Raw genomic sequence first — 23,774 nt, 5'->3', positions numbered from 1 at the left:
GTCGTCATCGGATATCCGCGGGGGCGATGCCGACTCCGCAGCGTCAGGCTGCGGGCGCCAGGTAGTCGTCCCAGTCGGGCTGCGTCCGCTCCGCGCCGCGCACGAGCCAGGAGCCGGCGCGCGGCATCCGGGGGACGGTGCGCAGACGCCATCCCATCTCGTGCGGGGTGCGGTCGCTCTTGACGTTGTTGCAGCGCTGGCAGCAGGCGACGAGGTTCTCCCACGTGTCCCGGCCCCCGCGCGACTTGGGCTGGATGTGGTCGATCGTCGCCGCGTGCTGACCGCAGTAGCCGCAGCGGTGGTTGTCCCGGCGGAGCACGCCCCGGCGCGACACCGGCACGCTGCGGCCGCTCGGGATGCGCACGTACCGGGTCAGCACGATCACCGAGGGCCGCACGTGGTCGCCGTGCGCGCTGTGCACCGGATTGCCCTCGTCCGCGGCGATCACGGTCGCCTTCTCCGTCATCAGCAGGACCAGGGCCCGCTTGAACGACACCACCGCGAGCGGCTCGTAGCCGGCGTTGAGAACCAGAGTGCGCATCAGTGACCTCCGTGCTGTCGCACGCCGTCGCGCGAAGGCGCCGCGACCACGAGCAAGGGCGCCGTCGTGATGACGGCGCCCTGCGAGGCCGCGGCGGAGTGCCGCGCGATGACGTGGAGTCGTATCCGCGTGTCGGAGGAGTGCACCGCCGCGGTGAGGACCCGCGCGCGTATCGAATCGGCCGGCCGCACGCGCGCGCGCAGCCCCACGCTGTGGCGCCCGCTCCGCTCGGCCATCCCGGCACTCCGTCCCTCGACGAATCGATCCGCTCGCCACGCGAGCGGACTGGGGTTCAGGTTAACCCTTCACGCCCGGAACACCAGGGGTCGGTCCGGATTCGTCACGCGGCGTTCACACGGCGGGACGACGAGAGCCCGCCCCCTCCAGGAGGGGACGGGCTCTCGAGCGGATCGACCGGATCAGCCGTTGATGCGCACGATCCGGTAGTCGGAGGTCCACAGCGGCTGCACGCGGACGCTCGCGCCCTCGTACGGCGCGTGCAGGATGTTGCCGTTGCCCGCGTAGAAGCCGTCGTGGCCGTCCATGATGACGAGGTCGCCGGGCTGCGCGTCGGCGAGCGAGACGGGGGTGCCCATGGCGCCCTGGCCCGCAGCCGAGTGCGGCATCGAGATGCCGTACTGGGCGAAGACGTACATCACGAAGCCGGAGCAGTCGAAGCCGCTCGGGTCGGCTCCACCGAAGACGTAGGGCACGCCCTGGTACTGCATCGCCGTATCGAACACCGCCGAGAGGCTGTAGCTGGTGGTCGGGGCGGCGGCCGCGATCTCGCTGGCCGAGGCGCCGGAGTAGGAGTTGAACTCCTCGGCGGTCTCGGCGCGCGCCTCCGCGACGTCGCTCGTGTCGACGACGGGCTCGGCCACCACGACGGGCTCGGGCTCCGGTGCGGGCGGCGGGGGCGCCGCCTCGGCCGAGAAGCCGTCGCGGGCGATCGCGGCCTGCACCACTCCGCCGTCGACGGCGACGGTCTGCGCGGAGCCCTGGCGGAGGAGGTCGGCTCGCGACGCCGCGAACAGGCCGTCGTCCTGGCTGCCCGGAGTGAAGGCGTAGGCGGGGAGCGCCATCGTCGCGACCAGCGCGCCGGCGAAGCCGACCATCGCGACCTTGCCGACGACACGGCCCCGGCGCTTGCGCGGGGTCCCGGCCGGCGACGGCACGAAGTCGGTGATGTCCGCGCGGCGGGCAGGAGCTGCGGGAACGGCGCGACGGGAGACGGGTGCGTCCCCGTGGATCCGGGCGCGGATGACCGGGGGCCGGTTCTCGAAGTTCGCGTCGCCGGAGCGGTCGGGGTGGTTGGAGCGGAACCGGTCGGGTGAGCCGGCGTCCTCGTTCGGGGTGAGGGGGTTCTGGGGCAAGGGGGAGATCCTCCGACGTCCCCTCAGCCCAGGCAGCTGTCCCGTCTCATGCACGAAGCATCGGTGTGCACAGGATCCGAGACGGGTGTGGGGGCGTCGGATCCCGCGCCCTGAGACCGAGGCTCGGCCGCAGGGCTCCACAGAGCGTAAGCGACCGTTACCGATTTGTCACCTTCTCGGCGGGAAGAGACCGCTCTCCCGTTCGCCTCCGGTCACCGGATGCGGTAAGGGACCGTACGGGCCACTCCCAGGGAGGCGGGGGTCAGACGACGAGGAAGATGTGCGCCGCGACCTCGTTGGGCAGCTCGATGCCCGCCTCGGCTCCGTCGATGCGAGCGAGCACGTAGCCGTTGAGGGCCGAGAACTCGCCCTCGGCACCGGGCACGACCCCGGCCTGCTTGAGCTGGAGGAGGAGCTCCGGATCGACCTGCGCCGGCTCGCCGAGGCGACGGACGACGCCGCGGCGGGGCTCGCTCGACCCGGCGACGAAGCGCGGCAGGCTGATGACGCCGTCGGCGAAGCGGGAGGCGGGGGTGTCGCCGAGCTCGTCCAGGCCCGGGATCGGGTTGCCGTAGGGCGACTCCGTCGGGTGGTCGAGCATCTCGAGAAGGCGGCGCTCGACCTGCTCGCTCATCACGTGCTCCCAGCGGCAGGCCTCCTCGTGCACGAACTCCCAGTCGAGCTTGATGACGTCGTGGAGGAGCCGCTCGGCGAGGCGGTGCTTGCGCATGACGTGGATCGCCTTGCGGCGGCCGTCGGAGGTGAGCTCGAGGTGGCGGTCGCCCGAGACGACGACGAGGCCGTCGCGCTCCATGCGACCGACGGTCTGCGACACGGTCGGCCCGGAGTGGCTGAGCCGCTCCGAGATGCGCGCGCGCAGCGGGATGATGTTCTCCTCCTCGAGCTCGAGGATGGTGCGCAGGTACATCTCGGTGGTGTCGATCAGATCCGTCATCTCAGCCTTCCCGTCTCGGCGCGCTCCACCCTAGTGGTCGCCACGACGCAGCATCGGCGCTGCGGCGCGACGCAGGCCTCCGTCGCTCGGAGGAGGGGTGCGGGCCGGGAACCCTAGTATTAACGCATGCCGGACCTCACCATTCCTCGCGAGCTGCTCCCCCACGACGGACGGTTCGGCTGCGGCCCGTCCAAGGTGCGGCACGACCAGCTCGCCCATCTCGCGACGCAGGGCGCGCACCTCCTCGGGACCTCGCACCGCCAGGCGCCCGTCAAGGACCTCGTCGGGCGCGTGCGCGAGCACCTCGCCACGCTGTTCCGCATCCCCGAGGGCTACGAGGTCCTGCTGGGCAACGGCGGCTCGACCGCCTTCTGGGACGCCGCGGCCTTCTCCCTCATCGAGCGCCGCGCCGAGAACCTCACGTTCGGCGAGTTCGGCCAGAAGTTCGCGGCCGCCGCCTCCGCGCCGTTCCTCGAGCCGGCCCACGTCGTCTCCGCCCCCGCGGGGTCCCGGAGCGAGGTCGAGGTCGTCGAGGGGATCGACGTGTACGCGTGGCCCCACAACGAGACGAGCACCGGAGTGATGGCCTCCGTCCTCCGGGTCCGCGGCGACGAGGGCGCGCTCACCGTCATCGATGCCACCAGCGCGGCGGGCGGCATCGACGTCGACATCGCCGAGGCCGACGTCTACTACTTCGCCCCGCAGAAGAACTTCGCCTCCGACGGCGGACTCTGGTTCGGCCTCTTCTCCCCCGCCGCGATCGAGCGGATCGAGCGCATCGCGGCGAGCGGCCGCTACATCCCCGAGTTCCTGAGCCTCAAGAACGCCGTCGACAACTCGCGCCTGAACCAGACGCTGAACACTCCGGCGCTCTCGACCCTCCTGCTGATGGAGTCGCAGCTCGAGTGGATGAACGCCTCGGGCGGCCTGGCCTGGGCGTCGGCGCGCACGGCCGAGTCCTCCTCCACGATCTACGACTGGGCCGAGGCCTCGAGCCTCGCCACCCCGTTCGTCGAGGTGCCCGAGCACCGCTCCCAGGTCGTCGCGACCGTCGACTTCGACGCCTCCGTCGATGCCGCTCTCGTCGCGAAGATCCTCCGCGCGAACGGGATCGTCGACACGGAGCCGTACCGCAAGCTCGGCCGCAACCAGCTGCGCGTGGCGACGTTCGTCGCGATCGAGCCGGACGACGTCCGCTCGCTGCTCGGCTGCATCGACCACGTCCTCGAGCGCCTGGCGGTCTGAGGCACGCCATGCGGCTGTGGCTGCGCGAGGAGGAGCGGCGGCCCGCGCCGCCGCCCTACGCGAGCGACGACGCGACGGCTCTGCTGGTCGGGTGCGTCGTCTGGGCGGTCGCGCTCGTGGCCGTGCTCGTGGCGACGGCCGTCGGAGCCGTCATCGAGCCGGTCGTCCTGTCGACCGTCGTGATCGGACTGGTCCTCGGCACGATCGGGCTGTTCTACAGCCGCAACCGACGCTAGACCGCGTCGGTCTCCATCCGGAGTCCGGTGCCGTCGGCCTCGGGCTCAAGACGGACGCGCAGGCCGGTGAACTCGCCGAGGCGCTCGACGTGGGTGCCGCCGCACGCGATCGCGGCGTCCCCCGCGGGGAGGGTGCAGCGCCATGTCCGCCGCGTGCTGAGGAGGTCGTCGTCGCGCTCGATGCGCACCTCCGCGTCCGAGGCGATCCACTCGGCGAGGAGGGCGTTCACCCGCTCCTGCACCTCGACGATCTCCGCCAGCAGGCGGGCGGTGTCCATCCCGCTGCGTCGGAGGGACTTGCCGAGGCGGTAGACGTCGGTGGAGCCGGACTCGCGGATCCGCGAGGTCTGGATCGCCGCCTGGTCGAAGTCCGGGTTGCCCAGGGCGTCGGTGCGCGCCGGCTTCGACCAGAACGAGGCCAGAGCGGCGTTGAGGGCGAGGGAGGCGAGGTGGCAGGCGGTGTGCCCGCGGGAGAGCTCGTGCCGGTGGTCCGCGTCGACCTCGACGTCGACCTCGTCGTCCACGTGGAGTGAGGAGGCGTCGTCGACGATGTGGACGACGACGAAGCTCCACTCTGGAGTGCCGAGCCGCGCCGGGAGCCGCTCGCCGACGTGCAGCTCGCCGCCCTGCCACGCCCCGATGCGGCAGTCGATGAGGGGATGCCGCTCCCCCGCCACGGCCAGCGCGCCGCGGTCGGGCCCCTGGTCGGGCCAGGTCGGGTCGACGGGGTGAGCGGAGGTCGCATCGAGGACGACCGCCCAGCGGCCGTCCTCCAGCCGGCCCACGTGCTGCACGCGCCCGGAGGAGCGAACGGCGCCGCCGGGATAGGCGATGCGGGTGTCGGAGTCGATGCTCACCGGGCGGCGCCGGACCGGATCAGCGGCGACGGCGACGGCGACGGGTCGTCGGGGCGGGAGCGGGCTCGGGCTCGACGTCGTCGGAGTCCTCGTCGTCGGAGTCCTCGTCGTCGGAGTCGTCGTCCGGGTCGTCGGAGTCGTCCTCGTCCGAGTCCTCGTCGTCCGAGTCGTCGTCGTCGGAATCGTCCTCCGAGTCGTCGTCGTCATCCGAGTCGTCGTCGTCGCCCGCGTCCTCGTCCTCGTCGGAGTCGTCGCCCGAGTCGTCGTCGAGGTCGTCTTCCTCGGCGTCCTCGAGCTCGTCGTCGTCCGCGTCCTCGACCTCCTCGCCGAGCGCGTCCTGCGCGGTCTGGTAGTCGGCGAGACGCACGGACCACGGCACCCAGTCCGGAGCGAGGACCGCGCCCTCGCCCGGCAGCAGCTCGACCTCCAGGACGTTCACGTCCTCGGTCTCGTCGATCCGGGACAGCGTCGCCGTCCACAGCCAACCCGGGTAGCCGCGCATGAGGTTCGCGAACTGCAGCGACACGACGTGCTCGCCCTGCGCCAGAGTCGTGACCAGCTCGCCGATCGTCCCCTCGGGGGCGATCTCGGCGAGCGCGGCGCGAGCGACATCGAGAGACCCCGCGAGCACGGCGTCCGCCTCGTAGACGGGCTCGGGAGCCTCGTCCGCGGCGGCCTCGTCCGCCTCCCCCGGGGAAGCGTCGTCGTCGGCTGACGTCGCGTCCGCCGCCGGTGCGCCATCGGCGTCGGAAGGTTCGTCCATGACGAGGGCGGAATCCTCAGCAGAAGTCGCATCCTCAGCAGGAGCCGAGTCGTCAGCAGGAGCCACGTCCTGAGCAGGAGCCGAGTCCTCAGGTGTTCCCCCGTCGTCAGCAGGAGTCGAGTTGTCAGCAGTGGCCGCGTCCTCAGCAGGAGCCGGCACTGCAGCAGAAGCAGTGCCCGAGCCGGAGACTCCCGCCTCCGCGGCGACGTCGTCGGCCGGAGGAGTCTCCTCCGCAGAGGCGGAGTCCTCGCCAGAAGCCTCGGTCACCGGGAGGGCCGCGTCGCTCTCACCCTCGCCGGAGGGAGCCTCGTCGACAGGAGCCGCCTGGTCAGCGTCGGTCTCCTCGTCGGCTCCGCGCGCGTCCTCAGCGGAGGAGTCAGAATCGGCGGGAGTCGCGTCGGGCTCGGCGCCGGAGACGCCCTCTCCCGAGGACTGCTCCACGCGAGCGTCCTCCGTGGTCGGAGCGGCGACGGTCTCCTCGACCGGGCCCCGCTCGTCGGTCGTGCCGTCGGCGTCAGGCATCCAGCTCGTCCGCAACCCGGCGCAGGAGCGCCGCGATCGTGCGCCCGTGCGCCTTGTCGGGGTAGCGGCCGCGCTTGAGCCCGGCGCCGATCCCGTCGAGCAGCTTGACCGTGTCCTCCACGATCACGGACATGTCGTCCGCGGACTTCCGGTTGAGCTTCACCAGGCTCGGCGGAGCGTCGAGGACGCGCGCCGAGAGCGCCTGCGCCCCGCGCTTGCCGTCGGCGATGCCGAACTCGAGGCGGGTGCCGGCCTTGACCGCGGTCCCGGAGGGCAGCGCGGAAGCGTGCAGGAAGACCTCCTGGCCGTCATCAGTGCTGATGAAGCCGAAGCCCTTCTCCTCGTCGTAGAACTTGACCTTGCCGGTAGGCATGCAGACCCCTCCTGGAAATGAAGCAGCCATCAGTTTAGTCGACCGGGGCCGCCCTATCCTTGACGGGTGAAGCCACAGGAGCCGGCGGGCGTCGGACGCGCGGAGCGCACGCTCGCCTACATGTTCATCGCGATCATCGTCGTGACGGTCCTCGCGTTCCTCGCGATCCTGGTCGCCCCCGCGCTCGGGATCCGCGAGTACGCCGGCCCGTTCTGGCAGTTCGTCTTCGCCGTGCCGCTGGTGGGCCTGCCCATCGCGTTCCTCATGATGATCGCGATGCTCATCGTGGGGGTCCGGCGCCGCCGCGCGCAGTCCTGATCGGACGCGGTCTCCTCCTGCCGCACCGCCTTTCGTCAGGCGTTCCCCGCCGCCGAGCCGGCACCGAGCGCCTGGACAACCGACTCCCAGACTCCGTGCAGCCGACGGCCAGATACTGTCCTGCATGGACGGACCCCGCATTCTCATCGTCGACGACGAGCCCAACATCAGAGACCTGCTCACCACGAGCCTCCGCTTCGCCGGCTTCGCCGTGCGTGCGGTCGGCAACGGGGCCCAGGCCATCTCGGCAGTCCTCGAGGAGGAGCCGGACCTGATCATCCTCGACGTGATGCTCCCCGACATGAACGGGTTCGGCGTGACCAAGCGCCTCCGCTCGGCCGGGTACACCTCCCCCATCCTCTTCCTCACGGCGAAGGACGACACCGAGGACAAGATCACGGGCCTCACCGTCGGCGGTGACGACTACGTCACGAAGCCGTTCAGCCTCGACGAGATCGTCGCGCGCATCAAGGCGATCCTCCGCCGCACCATGCACGCCGAGGAGGACGCGGTCATCCGGGCCGGCGAGCTGACCATGGACCAGGACACGCACGAGGTCCTCGTCGGCGACGAGCCGGTGGAGCTCAGCCCCACCGAGTTCAAGCTGCTCCGCTACCTGATGCTCAACCCGAACCGGGTGCTCAGCAAGGCGCAGATCCTCGACCACGTGTGGGAGTACGACTTCAACGGCGATGCGGGCATCGTCGAGTCCTACATCTCGTACCTGCGACGTAAGCTCGACACGCATTCGGAGGAATCGCTCATCCAGACCAAGCGAGGATTCGGATACATGCTGAAGGTCGCGAAGGCCTAGCCTCCGCCACCTCGGCGCCACCTCCCGCCGGAGGCGCGGCGCCCGCCGATCCCGAGGGAGTTCCACCGCCATGCACCAGGGTCTGGCCGAGCGGTGGAACTCCATCTCGTTGCGCACGAAGATCACCGCGGTCACGGTCCTCCTGCTCACGCTGGGACTCCTCGTCTCCGGGATCGGGACGATGACGATGCTGAAGCCGCAGCTCGTCGCCCAGCTCGACGCGCAGCTGGCCGACCAGGTCCAGCGGACGGCGAGCGACCTCTCCGTCAACGACTTGGCCGCGATCGACGAGTCCAAGGCCGATTTCGGCGCCGTCTACGACCAGTACGGCACGCTCGACAACACGAACGCGTCCGGCGCGGCCGACCCCGCCTTCCCGCAGACCTTCACCCTCGAGCAGGCGCTGCAGGGCGGCGACAAGCCGATGGAGATCTGGAGCTCCAACGGCAAGGTCGAGTACCACGTCATGTCGACGGTGTTCACGAGGGGCACCGAGTACCAGACGCTCCTGCTCGCGGTGTCGACCCGCAGCGTCGACGTCATCATGACGACGTACCTCACGATCTTCCTCGGCTTCGGAGTCGCGATCGTCGTGATCGGCGCACTCCTCACCCGCCTGCTGGTCACCACCACCTTCGCCCCGCTGCGCGAGGTCGAGCAGACCGCCGCCGCCATCGCCGACGGCGACTTCAGCCAGCGCCTGGACGGCACGACACCCAACACCGAGGTCGGACGCCTCAACCGCTCCCTGAACGCGATGCTCGGGCGGATCGACTCCGCCTTCCGCGACCGCGCCCGCACGATCGACCAGATGCGCCGCTTCGTCGGCGACGCCAGCCACGAGCTGCGCACCCCGCTGGTCTCCGTCCGCGGCTACGCCGAGCTGTACCGGATGGGCGCTCTGCAGACGCCCGAGGCCGTCGGCCAGGCGATGGAGCGCATCGAGAAGGAGGCGATCCGGATGGGCGGCCTGGTCGAGGACCTCCTCGAGCTCGCCCGCCTCGACGAGACGAAGCCTCTCGCACTCGCGCCCGTCGATCTGATGCCGCTCGCCCGCGACGCCGCGATGGACGCGATGGCCTCCTGGCCCGACCGCGACTTCGGCGTCGAGACCCGCGACGACACCCCCGTGGAGACGCCCGCGCTCGAGCCCGACGAGGCCGGCGCCTCCGCCACTCAGACCATTGAGCTGACGAACCCCGGGCTCACCGGCCCGATCGCCGCGGCAGGAGCGAGGCTCGCCCGATTCCGCCGGCGTCCGCGCCGGGTCAACGCCGAGGAGATCGCCGCCGGCACCGCCACCGCCCCCGAGGAGCCGGGCGTGCCCGCGATGGTGATGGCGGAGGAGAACAAGATCCGCCAGGTCCTGACGAACCTGATCGGCAACGCCGTCCGCTACACGCCCGAGGACACTCCGATCGAGATCGGCGTCGCCGTCGACCGCTCCCGCCGCCTCGCCCTGCTGGAGGTCATCGACCACGGCGAGGGCATCCCGCCGCAGATCCGCGAGAAGATCTTCCAGCGCTTCTGGCGCGCGGACACGTCGCGGACCCGCGAGACCGGCGGCAGCGGCCTCGGACTGGCGATCGTGTCCTCGATCGTCGCCGCGCACAAGGGCCGCGTGGACGTCGTCGAGACGCCGGGCGGAGGCGCGACCTTCCGCGTCGCGCTGCCGCTGCTCACGGTCGGCCAGAACGGCGAGACCTCCCCCGCCTCGGTCTGATCCGCACCGCGGTCCGTCCTTCCTCGGGGGCCCCTTCGGTCCGAGCTCTCCCGTCGACGTCCGCGAGCGGCACAGATCGATCCGCCCGAGCGACCGTGACCTCGCCCACCCGGCCCGCACGGCCGCGCACGGCCGCGCACGGCTCACTCTCTCCTCTTGGGGACCAACGGGCGGCGAGCCCGCCCGGACCGCTGGAGATGACACCCGACGCTCGACGGATGCCGCGTCGCCGGCTCTTGCAGAGTCGCCGTCCGCATCCGTTCGGCCGACGACATCTCCGCCCCGACCCCGTACGTCGCGACCCGCACCGGCGCACCCCACGCGCTTCTGGTGCCGGTGTCCGCTGAGGAGACCGAGGCGGCGCGGAGTGCGGTGCCACCGCAGGAGGACCGCCGTTGTGGTCGCGGAGCGGATTCAGAACCACCTGCCGGTTCGGTCGCCTGCTGCTCGCTCAGATGCCTCCGGAAACGCCGAAGGCGGCTCCCCCGGAGGGGAACCGCCTTCTGCATGGTGGGGGGACGGACTAGAAGTCCATGCCTCCGGTGGGGTCGCCGCCCGCGGCGACCGGGTTCTTCTCGGGCTTGTCGGCGACGACGGCCTCCGTGGTGAGGAAGAGACCGGCGATCGACGCCGCGTTCTGCAGAGCGGAGCGCGTGACCTTGACCGGGTCGATGATGCCCGCGGCGATGAGGTCGACGTACTCGCCGGTCGCGGCGTTGAGGCCGTGTCCGGTGGGCAGCTCGCGGACCTTCGCAGCGACGACGCCGGGCTCCATGCCCGCGTTGAGGGCGATCTGCTTGAGCGGGGCGTCGATGGCGACCTTGACGATGTTCGCGCCGGTCGCCTCGTCTCCGACGAGCTCGAGCTTCTCGAAGGCGAGCTTGCCGGCCTGGATGAGGGCGACGCCACCACCGGCGACGATGCCCTCCTCGACGGCGGCCTTCGCGTTGCGGACGGCGTCCTCGATGCGGTGCTTGCGCTCCTTGAGCTCGACCTCGGTCGCCGCTCCGGCCTTGATGACCGCGACGCCGCCGGCGAGCTTCGCGAGGCGCTCCTGGAGCTTCTCGCGGTCGTAGTCGCTGTCGGTGTTCTCGATCTCGCCGCGGATCTGCGCGACGCGGCCGGCGATGGCCTCGGCGTCGCCGGCACCCTCGACGATCGTGGTCTCGTCCTTGGTGATGACGACCTTGCGGGCCGAGCCGAGCAGGTCGAGGGTGACGTTCTCGAGCTTGAGGCCGACCTCCTCGGAGATGACCTGGCCGCCGGTGAGGATCGCGATGTCCTGGAGCTGCGCCTTGCGACGGTCGCCGAAGCCGGGGGCCTTGACGGCGACCGACTTGAAGATGCCGCGGATCTTGTTGACGACCAGGGTCGCCAGCGCCTCGCCGTCGACGTCCTCGGCGATGATCAGCAGCTGCTTGCCCGCCTGGATCACCTTGTCGACGACCGGGAGCAGGTCCTTGATGTTCGAGACCTTGGAGTTGACGATGAGGATGTAGGGGTCCTCGAACACCGCCTCCTGACGGTCGGGGTCGGTCACGAAGTACTGCGACAGGTAGCCCTTGTCGAAGCGCATGCCCTCGGTGAGCTCGAGCTCGGTGCCGAAGGTGTTCGACTCCTCGACGGTGACGACGCCCTCCTTGCCGACCTTGTCGATCGCCTCGGCGATGATCGCGCCGATCTCGGGGTCCGCGGCGGAGATGGAGGCGGTCGCCGCGATCTCCTCCTTGGTCTCGATCGCCTTCGCGCCGGCGATGAGCTCGGCGGTGACGGCCTTGACGGCCTTCTCGATGCCCTTCTTGAGGCTGATCGGGTCGGCGCCGGCCGCGACGTTGCGCAGGCCCTCGCGGACGAGCGCCTGAGCGAGGACGGTCGCGGTGGTGGTTCCGTCGCCGGCGACGTCGTCGGTCTTCTTGGCGACCTCCTTGACGAGCTCGGCGCCGATCTTCTCGTACGGCTCGTCGAGCTCGATCTCCTTGGCGATGGAGACGCCGTCGTTCGTGATGGTGGGAGCGCCCCACTTCTTCTCGAGGACGACGTTGCGGCCGCGCGGGCCGAGGGTCACCTTGACCGCGTCGGCCAGAGTGTTGAGTCCACGCTCGAGGCCGCGGCGGGCTTCTTCGTCAAAAGCAATGATCTTGGCCATGTGTGTTTCTCGTCCCTCCCGGACGTCGTGAAATGTCTGTGCTGGCACTCGACCGGAGCGAGTGCCAAGGTCGATTCTGGCACTCGCGGTGGACGAGTGCAAGCGACCGGCACGCGCTCCGACACGAAGGAGCCGCCGCCCGCACGAGGCGGACGACGGCTCCCGGGAGGCTCGGCGGTCAGGCCGGGCGGACCGATTCGGCCTGGGGGCCCTTCGACCCCGTGCCGACCTCGAACGCGACCTGCTGCCCCTCCTCGAGGACCTTGTACCCCGACATGTCGATCGCGGAGTAGTGGACGAAGACGTCCTGTCCGCCGCCGTCGACCGTGATGAAGCCGTAGCCCTTCTCAGCGTTGAACCACTTGACGGTTCCGTTCGCCATCTCTGTACTCCCCAGTGCTGTGATGCCCGCGGCACGAGCGATGTGCTGGTGCCTGGTCAGGAATACTAATCCGGCTATCGGCCCCGGGAGGGGCTGGAAAGGGCCTCGCGGGGAAGAGTTGCCCGGGATTCAACACGGAGGAAACGTGCCCGTAACAGAGGGCCCCGATCAGCCCTGCTCGAAGGCGTAATCGGCCCCCAGGACCACGACGACGGAGCCCGTCTCGACGAAGTCCTGCGAGAGCAGGACGGTCCCCGTTCCGAGCGAGTCGACGAGACCGAGGGCCGCTCCCTCGAGCGCTGGGTCGGTGTAGTAGACGGTCGTGGCGGCGATGTCCTCGGTGTTCGCGTTCGCGACGGTCGGGACGCTCCATCCGGCCGTCGTCAGGGCGTCGCCGGCGCTGGCGGCGAGTCCGACGGTGGCGGTGCCGTTGAGGACGGCGACGGCGAGATCGGGATCGAGCGTCGCGGCTGCGGTCGGGGTCGCCTCCGCGGTCGCGGTCGGCGGAGTGAAGACATCCGTGAACTGCACCCGGTCGTCGATGACCAGCAGCCCGATGAAGCCGAGCAGGACGATGACTCCGGTGGCGAGGGCGGCCCAGGCGAGGGCGACGGCGCGGGCGTGAGGGGCCGGCGGCCGGCGGTGGGCGCCGACGCGCGCCTCCGTCGCCGGGACCTCGTCGAAGCGGTCTCTCGGGTGCGTGTTCGACATCGGGGGTACGGCCGGCCTTCCGTTGGTGGACTCGAGCAGCTCGTCTACTCGAGGCGCCCGAGGCGTCGCGAGGCGCGGGCGCCGGCGCGCTGGTCGCGGATGCGCTGCAGCCGCGTGACGAGCATCGGGTCGTGCGCGAGGGCGGCCGGAGAGGCGAGCACCGCGCTGAGCACCTGATAGTAGCGGGCGGCCGACAGTCCGAACTGGGAGCGGATCGCGTCGTCCTTGTCCCCGGAGCGGGCCGTCCACTCGCGCTCGAAGGCGAGCACCCGCAGCTCGCGCTCGGACAGACCGGTGCCCGGTCTCGGGTCCGTCGTCCTGCTCATCCGTCCAGGGTAGGCAGGCCCACGGCCGCCGCCGGGGAGGCGCTCCGAACACCTCGTGACCGTGTCGCGGCATGGAGGCGGGGAGTCTCCTCCACAGCCCGCGGAGGCGGAATGGAGCCGTCGCCCCGGGGGTTGGACCAGGTGGAGGGGCGCGACCGCCCCCGTACACTGACGAGGATTCCGAGGGAGACCCATGTCGTCGTATTCCGTGAACAAGTCCGACGCCGAGTGGCGCGAGGAGCTCGACCGCGACCAGTACGCGGTCCTGCGCGAAGCGGCCACCGAGCGCCCGTGGACCGGCGAGCTGCTCGACGAGCACCGCTCCGGCCTCTACACCTGTGCCGCCTGCAGCGCCGAGCTCTTCAAGAGCGGCACCAAGTTCGACTCCGGCTGCGGCTGGCCGAGCTTCTACGAGTCCGTGAACCCGGACGCGGTCCAGCTGATCGAGGACAGCACCCTCGGCATGGTCCGCACCGAGGTCCGCTGCGCGAACTGCGGATCCCACCTGGGACACGTCTTCCCCGACGGCTTCGGCACGCCCACCGGCGACCGCTACTGCATGAACTCGATCGCCCTGAACTTCCAGGCCGAGGGCGAGTGACCGTGTCCTCCTCCCCCGTGCTCGAGGCCGTCCTCGCGCGCCGATCGCGCTCGAAGGTGACGCCGGAGGCTCCGGGGCACGACGAGATCGCGGCGTTCGTCTCGGCGGCGTCGCGTCTCGCCGATCACAGCTCGCTGCGCCCGTGGCGGGTCATCGAGATCCGCGGCGCCGCCCGCGACCGGGTCGGCCGCAGCTTCGCGGTCGCCTCGGGGGCGAAGAAGGACCCGCGGAAGTACATCGAGAAGACGCACCGCGCCTCCCTGCTGCTGGCCGTCGTGGTCAGCGTCAAGAAGTCGAAGGTGCCGGCCTGGGAGCAGGAGGCCGTCGCCTCGGGCGTCGCCCACCTCCTGAGCCTGCTGCTCGACGAGGCGGGCTGGGGTGTCTTCTGGCGCACCGGCTCCTACACGCGCGACAAGGCCGTGCGGAAGGCGCATCGCCTCGAGAAGGGCGAGGAGCTGCTCGGCTGGCTCTACGTCGGCCGTCCCGACGGGAAGATCGGCGGCCCCAAGCGTCCCGCTCCCGCAGAGCGGCACCTCAGCATCCTCGAACCGTGAGACGCGGCGGGCCCCGATCCGGGCGGATCCGGGGCCCGCGATAGGGTGGCCGGGCGCGCGAGCGCACCTGCCGACGTGGCGCAATTGGTAGCGCACCCGACTTGTAATCGGGCGGTTACGGGTTCAAGTCCCGTCGTCGGCTCAGGAGAGAAGAAGGCCCCGACCGCTGTGTGCGGTCGGGGCCTTCTGCATGCGCGGGGCTCCTGCGCGTCCGGGGCTCAGCCCGCGGCGGCCGGAGTGGGCTCGGAGGAGGCCGGAGCCTCGGTGGAGACCGGGGCGTCGCTGGGAGCGGGGGTCTCGGTCGACGCGGGCGTCTCGGTCGACGCGGGGGCCTCGGTCGAGGCGGGCGTGTCACTCGGCGCCGGGGTCTCGGAGGAGGTGGGCGCGGGAGTCGCCGACGAGTAGGAGTCGGCGGCGGCCGAGAGCACGAAGGAGCTGAAGGCGTCCGGGTCGGTCAGCGAGCCCGAGTACGCCTCGCCGTTGACCAGGACGGTCGGGGTGCCCGTGACAGCGGGCACGTCCGTGCCGGGCAGCGGACCCGAGGTGGCGCGCTCGGTCGCGGCGCGGACCCAGCTCACGAAGCTCTGGTCGTCGATGCAGGTGTTCACGGCCGCCGTGTCCTCGACGCCCGCCTGCGAGGCGTAGTCCTTCAACTGGTCGTCCGAGAGTCCGTCTGTCCCCTCCGCCGGCTGGTTGGCGAACAGCAGGGAGTTGAAGTCGAAGAAGGAGTCGGGCGAGCGGTCCGCGACGCACGCGGCGGCGTTGGCCGAGCGCTCCGAGTACTTGGTGCCGTTGGAGCGGGTCGTGAGGATGGCGATCGGGTGGATCTCGACCGTCGCGGCACCGCTGGTCACCCACTCCTTGATCTGGTCGCCGTTGGTCTTCTCGAACTGGCCGCAGTAGGGGCAGAGGTAGTCGAGGTAGACCCGGATGTCGACCGTGCCGGCCGAGGTGTCGAGCGCGCTGGGGGTGGGCGTCCCGTCGGCGGCGACGGCGCCGCTCGTCTGCGCGACCATGTTCTCGCCGATGACGACACCGTCGCTCGCCATGTTCGCCGGGCCCGGGCCCGCGGGGCGGATGCTCGAGGTGACGGCGAAGACCACGATCACGACGACCGCGATCACGACGGCGGCGAGCCCGCCCTGCAGGGCGAAGCGGCTCACGCGGTCGCGGCGCTTCTGCTGCTCGCGCAGGCGGCGCGCCTTCTCTCGGGCGGCCTCTCGTCGCTGGTTCTTCGAGAGACGGTCGTTGGCTCCGCCGGTGGTCATGACAAGAACGCTCCGAATGAGAGAGGGGGAAGAAGGGGGTCGCCGGGCGCGACTCGCCGGAATCCTACGCGCGAGCCCTGGGAAACCTCCAAACGACGGATACGCGGTGCCCGACCGACGACTGTCGGCCCCGTGGCATACTGTGACGGTTGGTCGGAGTCGCCCACGCGATGATGACCATCACTTCCATTCACTCGGATCGTCCGGCACGTACCTGCCGGTGAAGGAGCAAGAACAATGGCGTCCGTAACTTTCGACCACGCGTCCCGCGTCTACCCCGGGGCCACTCGTGCCTCCGTCGACAAGCTCAACCTCGAGGTGGGCGACGGCGAGTTCCTCGTCCTCGTCGGCCCCTCCGGCTGCGGCAAGTCCACCTCCCTGCGCATGCTCGCCGGCCTCGAGGAGGTCAACGAGGGCCGCATCCTCATCGGCGACCGCAACGTCACGGACGTTCCGCCGAAGGACCGCGACATCGCGATGGTCTTCCAGAACTACGCGCTGTACCCGCACATGTCGGTCGCCGAGAACATGGGCTTCGCGCTCAAGATCGCCGGCGTCAACAAGGACGAGCGCGCCGCGCGGGTCCTCGAGGCCGCGAAGATGCTCGACCTCGAGCCCTACCTGAACCGCAAGCCGAAGGCGCTCTCCGGTGGCCAGCGCCAGCGCGTCGCGATGGGCCGCGCCATCGTCCGCAAGCCCCAGGTGTTCCTCATGGACGAGCCGCTGTCGAACCTCGACGCCAAGCTCCGCGTGTCCACCCGCACCCAGATCGGCACGCTCCAGCGCCGCCTGGGCATCACCACGGTCTACGTCACCCACGACCAGACCGAGGCGCTCACCATGGGCGACCGCATCGCGGTCCTCAAGGACGGCCTCCTCCAGCAGGTCGGCTCGCCCCGCGACCTGTACGAGAACCCGAACAACGTCTTCGTGGCCGGCTTCATCGGCTCGCCCGCGATGAACCTGTTCCACGCGGACGTCACCGACGGCGGCGTCAAGTTCGGCGACACCGTCCTCCCGATCGCCCGCGAGGCGCTCGCGAAGACGAGCCAGAAGGTCGTCACGCTCGGCGTGCGACCCGAGGACGTCACCGTCTCGACCCAGCCAGGCGGACTGCCGATCGAGGTCGACCTCATCGAGGAGCTCGGCTCGGACGGCTACCTCTACGGCCACACCGAGGTCGAGGGCCGCCGCACCGACATCGTTGCGCGCGTCGACGGCCGCGTGCACCCGACCGCGGGCGACCGCGTGTACGTGACCGCGAACCACCGCGTGCACATCTTCGACGCGGAGTCGGGCGAGCGCCTCTCCTGAGCCTCCTCCTGCACCGCACGCTGCCGCCGTCCCCTCCAGGGCGGCGGCAGCGTCGTCTGCGGCTCCCCCACCGTCCGACACGCGACACGAACGGCGCACCATGTCCGGCTCCCTGAACATCACCTCGGCCACCGTCGACCCGGCCCTGCTCGACCTGCCGTGGAACCTGCGGCTCGACGACTGGCCCGACGAGTACATCGCCGCCCTGCCGAAGGGCATCTCGCGGCACACGGTCCGTTTCGCCCACCTCTCCGGTCACGTCGTCGCCGTCAAGGAGACGACCGCCGAGATGTCGCGGCGCGAGTACGAGATGCTGAAGACGCTGCAGCGCCTCGACGTGCCGTGCGTGGTGCCGGGCGCGGTGATCACGAACCGCACCGACGACGAGGGCGAGGCCCTGCCCGCCGTGCTGGTCACCCGTCACCTCAAGTTCTCGCTCCCCTACCGGGCGCTCTTCTCGCAGACGCTGCGGCCGGACACGGCGACCCGTCTGGTCGACGCGCTGGCGCTCCTCCTGGTCCGCCTGCACGTGATCGGCTTCTTCTGGGGCGACGTGTCCCTTTCGAACACCCTCTTCCGGCGCGATGCCGGCGCCTTCGCCGCCTACCTGGTCGATGCGGAGACCGGGCAGCTCTACTCGGGCGGCCTCTCGAACGGCCAGCGCGAGAACGATCTGGAGATCGCCCGCGTCAACATCGCCGGCGAGCTGCTCGACCTCGAGGCCGGCGGTCGCGTCGACGACGACCTCGATCCGATCACGGTCTCCGACGGCATCGTCGCGGCGTACCGCAGCCTCTGGAAGGAGCTGACCGGTGCCGAGTCGTTCGCGACCTCGGAGCGCTGGCGGATCAACGACCGCGTGAACCGGCTGAACGAGCTGGGCTTCGACATCGAGGAGCTCGCGATCAAGACCGACGAGGCCGGGTCCACGGTGCGGATCCAGCCGAAGGTGGTCGACGCCGGCCACCACCAGCGGCGGCTGCTCCGTCTCACCGGGCTGGACGCGCAGGAGAACCAGGCGCGGCGCCTGCTCAACGACCTCGACTCGTACACGGCGACCTACGACAAGCAGGGCCTGGACGAGGAGATGGTGGCGCACGAGTGGCTGGCGCAGGTGTTCGAGCCGGTCATCCGCTCGATCCCCCGTGATCTCAAGGGCCGCCTGGAGCCGGCCGAGATGTTCCACCAGCTGCTCGAGCACCGCTGGTTCATGTCGCAGCAGCAGGCGCGCGACGTCCCCCTGGCGGAGGCGGTCACCGCCTACGTGAACGACATCCTGCGTCATCGCCGCGACGAGGCGACGGTCATCGCTCCTCCTACCGAGGCGCTGACCCTCCCGAACCTCGTCCTCGACGAGTCCGGCGACGCCGAGCTCACCGACGAGGACGCCGACGTCGACTGGACGAAGAACGTCTGACCCCCCACCACCGCAAGAGGGCCCGCGCTGTCAGCACGGGCCCTCTTCGCATCCCCCCGGCTCGCTCGCCGCAGGCGGCGCACTCGGTCCGCTCGCCGCAGGCGGCGCCCCTGTCCGCTCGCCGAAGGCGGCGCCCCTGACATCCAGACCTGGAGCGCGGGTGCCGGCGCGGTGAGCTGCAAGGCGGAGGAGGAAGCGATACCGGCGGTATCGCGCCCGACGACAACGCCGCAGATCGCCGTGCCGGTGCCCGCGCGGTGAGCTGCAAGGCGGAGGAGGAAGCGATACCGGCGGTATCGCGCCCGACGACAACGCCGCAGATCGCCGTGCCGGCGCCCGCGCTACTCGGAGGCGGAGCGGAGTTTGGAGATCTCGTAGAGCGCGACCGACGCCGCGATCCCGGCGTTGAGGGATTCGGTGGCGGAGCTGATCGGAATGGAGACGACGGCGTCGCACTGCTCGGTGACGAGGCGGGAGAGGCCCTTGCCCTCGCTGCCGACGACGACGAGGAGCGGCCGGTCGGCGAGTTCGAGGCCGGGCAGCATCACGTCGCCGTCGCCGTCGAGTCCGATGACGAAGACGCCGGCGCGCTTGAAGTCCTTGATCATGGCGGTGAGGTTGGACGCCATCGCGACGGGGATGCGCGCGGCGGCTCCGGCGGAGGTCTTCCAGGCGGCGGAGTTGAGGCCCACGGAGCGGCGCTGCGGGACGATGACGCCCTGGCCGCCGAACGCGGCGACGGAGCGGATGATCGCTCCGAGGTTGCGCGGGTCGGTGATGCCGTCGAGGGCGACGAGGAGGGGGACCGCTCCGCGGGAGACGCTGCGCTCGAGCAGGTCGCTCGGGTGGGCGTACTCGTAGGGCGGCACCTTCAGCACGAGGCCCTGGTGCACGGAGTCGGGGCCGGCGAGGCGGTCGAGCTCCGGGCGCATGACCTCGAGCACGGGAAGGCCGCGGGCGGTGGCGATCTTGAGCGCCTCCTTGACCCGGTCGTCCATCTCGATGCGGGTCGCGAGGTAGAGGGTGGTGGCCGGGATGCTGGCGCGCAACGCCTCGAGGACCGAGTTCCGGCCCGTCACCATCTCGAAGTCGTCGCCGCTCTTGGGCTTGCGCGACGGAGCGGGGCGCCCCTGTCCGCGGGCGGCCGCGGAGAGGGCTCCGCCGGGGCGGCCCTTGCCGCCTGCGGCGACGAAGCGCTCGCGCGCGAGCTTCGCCTTGCCTGCGGGGTGGTAGGGCCGGTCCTCGGCCTTGGGCGTGGGCTTCTTGCCCTCGAGGGCCTGACGGCCCTGACCGCCGGAACCGACGGCCTTGCCCTTGCTCTTCTTTCGGACCGCTCCGGGGCGGCCGGGCTTATTCGCCATCGAGACTCCAATGCGCACCCGTCTGGGTGTCTTCGATCGTGATTCCCGCCGCGGCGAGATCGGTTCGGATGCGGTCGGCGCTCGCCCAGTCGCGCTGCTCGCGCGCGGTCTGGCGTTCGGCGACCAGGCGGTCGACCAGCACGCTGAGCGCGCGGTACGAGGGTTCGTCGTCGGAGCGCGCCCACTCGGGCGCCTCCGGGTCGATGCCGAGCACGGCCGCCATCGCGAGCACCTGGGTGCGCAGGGCCGAGACGGAGCCGAGGTCCTCGGCGTCGAGGGCGGCGTTGCCGGCGCGCACGGTCTCGTGCAGGACGCCGATGGCCTGCGGGACGGACAGGTCGTCGTCCATCGCCTCGGCGAACTCCTCCGGAACCACCGGCTCGCCGAGCGCGGCGAACCGCGTGCCGTCGAGGCGGCGGCGGGAGCGCTCGAGGAAGCCCTCGATCCGCTCCAGCGCCGCTTCGGCCTCCTCGAGGGCCCCGTCGTGGAACTCGAGGGTGGAGCGGTAGTGGGCCGAGCCGAGGTAGTAGCGGACGACGAGCGGGCGGGCCGCCTCGAGCAGCTCGGAGGCGAACACCGAGTTGCCGAGCGACTTGCTCATCTTCTGGCCGATGACGGACACGAGGCCGTTGTGCAGCCAGTAGCTGGCGAAGGCGTGGCCGGCGGCGCTGGACTGGGCGAGCTCGTTCTCGTGGTGGGGGAAGCGCAGGTCGAGCCCGCCGCCGTGGATGTCGAACTGGGTGCCGAGGTACTTCGTCGACATCGCGGAGCACTCGATGTGCCAGCCGGGGCGCCCGGCGCCCCACGGCGAGGCCCAGGCGGCCGACTCGGGCTCCTCCGCCTTGGCGCCCTTCCAGAGAGCGAAGTCGTGCGGGTCGCGCTTGCCGCGCGGGTCGGCGTCGGTCGCCGCCTCCATGCTCTCGAGGCGCTGGTGGGTGAGCGAGCCGTAGTCCGGCCAGGACCGCGTGTCGAAGTAGACGTCGCCGGAGTCGTCGGGCGCCGGGTAGGCGTGACCGCGCTCGATCAGGGTCTGGATGAGGGTGATCATCTCGGCGATGCTCGCGGTCGCGCGCGGCTCGTAGGTCGGCGGGAGGATGCCGAGGGCCGTGTACGCGGCGGTGAACTCGAGCTCGACGCGGTAGGCGAGCGCCCACCACTGCTCGACCGGCGCGCCCTCGGGCACCCGACGCCGCGCGTCCTCGGCGATGGCGAGGATCTTGTCGTCGATGTCGGTGACGTTGCGCACCAGGGTGACCTGGAAGCCGCGGTACGCCAGCCAGCGGCGCAGCTGGTCGTAGGCGAGGGCGGAGCGCAGGTGCCCGATGTGGGGCGAGGACTGAACGGTGGGTCCGCAGACGTACATCCCGACCTCGTTCTCGCGGAGGGGGACGAAATCGACGAGGGCCTGGGCCTTCGAGTCATGCAGTCGCAGAGTCACGCGGGCGAGTTTACCGGGCGGACCGCTCCCGGCCGGGTCGGCGGCTCCGCCCGGGGACTACCGGGCGACAGCGGGGGTGGGGAGGACGAGTGCCGTCGCGGTCGCGGCGACCCCCTCGCCCCGGCCGGTGAAGCCCAGCGCGTCCGAGGTGGTGGCGGCGACGCTGACCGGTGCGCCGAGCAGCTCCGAGAGCAGCCTCTGCGCCTCTTCGCGCCGCGGCGAGAACTTCGGGCGGTTGCCGATGAGCTGCACCGAGACGTTGCCGATGGCGAAGCCGGCGGCCTCCACCAGCTCGCGGGTCGCGCGGAGGAAGACCTCGCCGTGGGCGTCCGCGAAGCGCGGGTGGGTCGTGCCGAAGCGGGAGCCGATGTCGCCGAGACCCGCCGCCGCCAGGAGCGCGTCGCAGATCGCGTGGGCGACCGGGTCGCCGTCGCTGTGCCCGGACAGGCCCCGCTCCCCCGGCCAGTGGAGCCCGGCGAGCCAGAGCGGCGACGCGTCGTCGAACGCGTGCACGTCCGTGCCGATGCCGACGCGCGGCACGACGACGGCGGGCGGCGGTGCGAGCACCTGCTCGGCGCGGGCCAGGTCCCAGGGGGTGGTGATCTTGAAGGCGAGCGGGTCGCCGGCGACGACGATCGAGGGACCGCCGCGCGAGGCGAGGAGCGCCGCGTCGTCGGTGAAGTCCTCCTCCGCCGAGGCGTAGGCCTCGTCGAGGAGCGCGCGCGGGAAGCCCTGCGGCGTCTGCACCGCGGCGAGCTCGGAGCGGTCCACCGTGCCGAGGATCCCGCCGTCGGCGCGGATGCGCTTGATCGTGTCGGTGACCGGCAGACCCGGGATCACTCCGCCGCCCGTCTCCCGGACCGCCGCGATCACCCGCTCGAACTGGTCGACGGGCGTGAGGGCGCGGGCGGCGTCGTGCACGAGCACCGTCTCGACGGCCGGGCCGAGCGCCCGGAGCCCTCGAGCGACCGACTCCTGGCGGCTGGCGCCTCCGGCGACGACGCTGACGGAGCCGTCCGGGGCTCCGGCGGCGTGCGTCAGAGCGGCCGTCTCCTCGAGGAGGGCGGCGGGAGCCACGACGACGATCTGGACCGGCTCCGCGAGCAGCAGCACCGTGCGCAGGCTGCGCTCGAGGATCGTCCTCCCCGCGCAGTCGACGTAGGCCTTGGGGCGCTCGCGGCCGAGCCTCGTGCCGCTGCCGGCGGCGACGACGACGACGGCCGCGGTCGGCGCGCCGGCCGGACCGTTCAGGATGCGAGGACCTCGTCGAGGAGCACGGAGGCGGCGTCCTCGTCGGTCTTCTCGGCCAGGGCGAGCTCGGAGACGAGGATCTGGCGGGCCTTGGCGAGCATGCTCTTCTCCCCCGCCGAGAGGCCGCGGTCGCGGTCGCGGCGGGTGAGGTCGCGGACGACCTCGGAGACCTTGACGACGTCTCCGGACCCGAGCTTCTCGAGGTTGGCCTTGTAGCGGCGCGACCAGTTGGTCGGCTCCTCGACGACCTCGGCGCGCAGGACCTCGAACACGCGCTCGACGCCCTCGCGGCCGATGACGTCGCGGACGCCGACCAGGTCGACGTTGTCGGCGGGCACCTCGATGACGAGGTCGCCCTGCGCGACGCGGAGCTTCAGGTACGTCTTCTCCTGGCCCTTGATCGTCCGGGTCTTCACCTCGGCGATCGTGGCGGCTCCGTGATGGGGGTAGACGACCGTCTCTCCGACCTCGAACTGCATGCGACGTCCTTTCAGCGGCGGACAGATTACCATGCGCGCCGAGCGGGAAGGGAGTCCGGACGGGCGGAGCCGCGGTGCTCGCTACGCTAGCCTGGTGTCGGCTCGTGCACAGTGAAGTCGCCCTGTCCGGGGCGAGCGGGGCCGACGATCTGGAGGTTCCTGTGAAGGCGCGTATCGCTGCATCCGTCGTTCTCGCGGTCGGCGTCGCCCTCGCTACCGCCGGCTGCAACCTCGTCGCCCCGCAGGCGACGCGCAAGATCTACGACCCGAGCGACGGAGTCGGCGCGACGATCGGCGATCTCGCCATCCGCAACGCGATGATCGTCTCGGACGACGGCGAGGCCGGCACCCTGATCGTGACGCTCGTGAACTCCACCGATGAGGCGCTGAGCGTCGAGGTGCAGTACGAGGGCTCCGCGGGCCGCACCAGCGACACCGTCGACGCCGTCCCCGGCCGTACCGAGGTCCGCCCCGACAGCACCGAGGCCGTCCAGATGGACGACATCGACACAATCCCCGGCGGCCTGCTCCCCGTCTACTTCCAGTACGGCTCCGAGCAGGGCAAGGAGCTCCTCGTCCCCGTCCTGACGAACGCCCTCGAGGCCTACTCGACGCTGACCCCCGCGCCCTCCGCGACGCCGACCGTCACCCCGACGGCCGACCCCGCCCGGACCGCGCTCCCCACTCCGACCGCCGAGCCCGGCGTCGACGCTCCCACCGCGGAGTAGCCCCCTCCGCCCTCGAGGGCCGTCCACCCCGGTGGGCGGCCCTTCGTCGTCCCCGCAGTTCTCGACACACCCGCTCGG

25 protein-coding genes and 1 tRNA gene are annotated in these 23,774 nt (G+C 71.2%); 11 read left to right on the top strand and 15 right to left on the bottom strand.

Annotated features, from left to right (window positions below):
• Positions 1 to 43 precede the first annotated feature (43 nt).
• The 3 genes from C5C54_RS07635 to C5C54_RS07620 all read right to left on the bottom strand — a co-directional run bounded on the left by C5C54_RS07635 (position 44) and on the right by C5C54_RS07620 (position 2,869).
• The gene (locus C5C54_RS07635) at positions 44 to 541 is read right to left on the bottom strand and encodes an HNH endonuclease (RefSeq protein WP_104224608.1); all 498 of its coding nucleotides are present in this window, start codon (positions 539 to 541) and stop codon (positions 44 to 46) included.
• Between the two features lie 419 nt (positions 542 to 960).
• Positions 961 to 1,914, bottom strand: coding sequence for a C40 family peptidase (locus C5C54_RS18280; RefSeq protein ID WP_258063262.1), 954 nt, complete (start codon positions 1,912 to 1,914; stop codon positions 961 to 963).
• A gap of 262 nt (positions 1,915 to 2,176) precedes the next feature.
• Positions 2,177 to 2,869, bottom strand: coding sequence for a metal-dependent transcriptional regulator (locus tag C5C54_RS07620; protein ID WP_104224606.1), 693 nt, complete (start codon positions 2,867 to 2,869; stop codon positions 2,177 to 2,179).
• 126 nt (positions 2,870 to 2,995) lie between these two features.
• On the opposite strand from C5C54_RS07620, the gene serC reads away from it, so the two are divergent.
• Both serC and C5C54_RS07610 read left to right on the top strand, forming a co-directional pair.
• On the top strand, positions 2,996 to 4,114 hold the full coding sequence (serC, locus tag C5C54_RS07615; protein ID WP_104288073.1) for a phosphoserine transaminase: 1,119 nt from the start codon (positions 2,996 to 2,998) through the stop codon (positions 4,112 to 4,114).
• A gap of 8 nt (positions 4,115 to 4,122) precedes the next feature.
• Entirely contained in the window at positions 4,123 to 4,350 is a 228-nt protein-coding gene (locus C5C54_RS07610) for a DUF2530 domain-containing protein (RefSeq protein WP_104224604.1), read from the top strand.
• On the opposite strand, the gene C5C54_RS07605 is transcribed toward C5C54_RS07610, so the two are convergent.
• Genes C5C54_RS07605 through C5C54_RS07595 form a run of 3 tightly spaced genes read right to left on the bottom strand, consistent with a single transcriptional unit; the run spans position 4,347 to position 6,865 of the window.
• A complete protein-coding gene (locus tag C5C54_RS07605) occupies positions 4,347 to 5,207 on the bottom strand; it encodes a metal-dependent hydrolase (RefSeq protein WP_258063261.1) in 861 nt (286 codons plus the stop codon). The two genes, C5C54_RS07610 and C5C54_RS07605, sit on opposite strands and share 4 nt — an antisense overlap.
• 19 nt (positions 5,208 to 5,226) lie before the next feature.
• Positions 5,227 to 6,492: a DUF3027 domain-containing protein gene (locus C5C54_RS07600; protein ID WP_104288072.1), complete on the bottom strand. Its 1,266-nt coding sequence runs from the start codon at positions 6,490 to 6,492 to the stop codon at positions 5,227 to 5,229.
• The gene (locus tag C5C54_RS07595) at positions 6,485 to 6,865 is read right to left on the bottom strand and encodes a cold-shock protein (protein ID WP_104224602.1); all 381 of its coding nucleotides are present in this window, start codon (positions 6,863 to 6,865) and stop codon (positions 6,485 to 6,487) included. Before C5C54_RS07595 ends, C5C54_RS07600 begins: the two co-directional genes overlap by 8 nt.
• A 66-nt stretch (positions 6,866 to 6,931) precedes the next feature.
• On the opposite strand from C5C54_RS07595, the gene C5C54_RS07590 reads away from it, so the two are divergent.
• The 3 genes from C5C54_RS07590 to C5C54_RS07580 all read left to right on the top strand — a co-directional run bounded on the left by C5C54_RS07590 (position 6,932) and on the right by C5C54_RS07580 (position 9,720).
• On the top strand, positions 6,932 to 7,183 hold the full coding sequence (locus C5C54_RS07590; protein ID WP_244229474.1) for a hypothetical protein: 252 nt from the start codon (positions 6,932 to 6,934) through the stop codon (positions 7,181 to 7,183).
• A gap of 124 nt (positions 7,184 to 7,307) precedes the next feature.
• Positions 7,308 to 7,997, top strand: coding sequence for a response regulator transcription factor (locus tag C5C54_RS07585; RefSeq protein ID WP_055787731.1), 690 nt, complete (start codon positions 7,308 to 7,310; stop codon positions 7,995 to 7,997).
• A gap of 70 nt (positions 7,998 to 8,067) precedes the next feature.
• Positions 8,068 to 9,720 (top strand): HAMP domain-containing sensor histidine kinase, encoded by a 1,653-nt coding sequence (locus tag C5C54_RS07580; protein WP_104247685.1) that lies wholly within the window; start codon positions 8,068 to 8,070, stop codon positions 9,718 to 9,720.
• 523 nt (positions 9,721 to 10,243) lie between these two features.
• On the opposite strand, the gene groL is transcribed toward C5C54_RS07580, so the two are convergent.
• The 4 genes from groL to C5C54_RS07560 form a co-directional block, all read right to left on the bottom strand.
• Entirely contained in the window at positions 10,244 to 11,866 is a 1,623-nt protein-coding gene (gene groL, locus C5C54_RS07575) for a chaperonin GroEL (protein WP_104224600.1), read from the bottom strand.
• A gap of 178 nt (positions 11,867 to 12,044) precedes the next feature.
• Positions 12,045 to 12,248 (bottom strand): cold-shock protein, encoded by a 204-nt coding sequence (locus C5C54_RS07570; RefSeq protein ID WP_104224599.1) that lies wholly within the window; start codon positions 12,246 to 12,248, stop codon positions 12,045 to 12,047.
• A 168-nt stretch (positions 12,249 to 12,416) separates the two neighbouring features.
• Positions 12,417 to 12,959, bottom strand: a complete 543-nt coding sequence (locus C5C54_RS07565) for a LytR C-terminal domain-containing protein (protein ID WP_104247686.1) — start codon at positions 12,957 to 12,959, stop codon at positions 12,417 to 12,419.
• Positions 12,960 to 13,003: 44 nt separating this feature from the next.
• Positions 13,004 to 13,285 (bottom strand): DUF3263 domain-containing protein, encoded by a 282-nt coding sequence (locus tag C5C54_RS07560; RefSeq protein WP_104224597.1) that lies wholly within the window; start codon positions 13,283 to 13,285, stop codon positions 13,004 to 13,006.
• Positions 13,286 to 13,478: 193 nt separating this feature from the next.
• On the opposite strand from C5C54_RS07560, the gene msrB reads away from it, so the two are divergent.
• From msrB to C5C54_RS07545, 3 genes are all read left to right on the top strand, one after another.
• Complete coding sequence (gene msrB, locus C5C54_RS07555) at positions 13,479 to 13,886, top strand: peptide-methionine (R)-S-oxide reductase MsrB (RefSeq protein WP_104224596.1); 408 nt, start codon at positions 13,479 to 13,481, stop codon at positions 13,884 to 13,886.
• Positions 13,883 to 14,440: a nitroreductase family protein gene (locus C5C54_RS07550; RefSeq protein WP_104226480.1), complete on the top strand. Its 558-nt coding sequence runs from the start codon at positions 13,883 to 13,885 to the stop codon at positions 14,438 to 14,440. Before msrB ends, C5C54_RS07550 begins: the two co-directional genes overlap by 4 nt.
• A gap of 69 nt (positions 14,441 to 14,509) precedes the next feature.
• Positions 14,510 to 14,582: transfer RNA gene (locus tag C5C54_RS07545), tRNA-Thr, on the top strand.
• Positions 14,583 to 14,658: 76 nt separating this feature from the next.
• Here C5C54_RS07545 and C5C54_RS07540 read toward each other — a convergent pair.
• Positions 14,659 to 15,708 (bottom strand): thioredoxin domain-containing protein, encoded by a 1,050-nt coding sequence (locus tag C5C54_RS07540; RefSeq protein WP_104224594.1) that lies wholly within the window; start codon positions 15,706 to 15,708, stop codon positions 14,659 to 14,661.
• A gap of 237 nt (positions 15,709 to 15,945) precedes the next feature.
• Between C5C54_RS07540 and C5C54_RS07535 the strand changes: the two genes are divergently transcribed.
• On the top strand, positions 15,946 to 17,022 hold the full coding sequence (locus C5C54_RS07535) for an ABC transporter ATP-binding protein (RefSeq protein WP_104224593.1): 1,077 nt from the start codon (positions 15,946 to 15,948) through the stop codon (positions 17,020 to 17,022).
• 100 nt (positions 17,023 to 17,122) lie between these two features.
• On the top strand, positions 17,123 to 18,439 hold the full coding sequence (locus tag C5C54_RS07530) for a DUF4032 domain-containing protein (RefSeq protein ID WP_104226481.1): 1,317 nt from the start codon (positions 17,123 to 17,125) through the stop codon (positions 18,437 to 18,439).
• Positions 18,440 to 18,780: 341 nt separating this feature from the next.
• On the opposite strand, the gene rlmB is transcribed toward C5C54_RS07530, so the two are convergent.
• The 4 genes from rlmB to C5C54_RS07510 are packed head-to-tail and all read right to left on the bottom strand — an operon-like array spanning position 18,781 to position 22,968.
• Positions 18,781 to 19,800, bottom strand: a complete 1,020-nt coding sequence (gene rlmB, locus C5C54_RS07525) for a 23S rRNA (guanosine(2251)-2'-O)-methyltransferase RlmB (RefSeq protein ID WP_104224591.1) — start codon at positions 19,798 to 19,800, stop codon at positions 18,781 to 18,783.
• The gene (gene cysS / locus C5C54_RS07520; protein ID WP_104247688.1) at positions 19,790 to 21,238 is read right to left on the bottom strand and encodes a cysteine--tRNA ligase; all 1,449 of its coding nucleotides are present in this window, start codon (positions 21,236 to 21,238) and stop codon (positions 19,790 to 19,792) included. Before cysS ends, rlmB begins: the two co-directional genes overlap by 11 nt.
• Positions 21,239 to 21,295: 57 nt before the next feature.
• On the bottom strand, positions 21,296 to 22,492 hold the full coding sequence (ispD, locus tag C5C54_RS07515) for a 2-C-methyl-D-erythritol 4-phosphate cytidylyltransferase (protein ID WP_181127862.1): 1,197 nt from the start codon (positions 22,490 to 22,492) through the stop codon (positions 21,296 to 21,298).
• Positions 22,486 to 22,968 (bottom strand): CarD family transcriptional regulator, encoded by a 483-nt coding sequence (locus C5C54_RS07510; RefSeq protein ID WP_104224589.1) that lies wholly within the window; start codon positions 22,966 to 22,968, stop codon positions 22,486 to 22,488. Before C5C54_RS07510 ends, ispD begins: the two co-directional genes overlap by 7 nt.
• Before the next feature lie 161 nt (positions 22,969 to 23,129).
• Here C5C54_RS07510 and C5C54_RS07505 point away from each other — a divergent pair, with 161 nt between their 5' ends.
• Positions 23,130 to 23,696: a hypothetical protein gene (locus C5C54_RS07505; protein ID WP_104224588.1), complete on the top strand. Its 567-nt coding sequence runs from the start codon at positions 23,130 to 23,132 to the stop codon at positions 23,694 to 23,696.
• Positions 23,697 to 23,774: the final 78 nt, after the last annotated feature.

Source organism: Rathayibacter sp. AY1F2 (assembly GCF_002930885.1).
In the GTDB taxonomy this organism is placed as follows: domain Bacteria; phylum Actinomycetota; class Actinomycetes; order Actinomycetales; family Microbacteriaceae; genus Rathayibacter.
The sequence above is the reverse complement of the archived record's forward strand: the minus strand, read 5'-3'. Positions and strand labels throughout refer to the sequence as shown.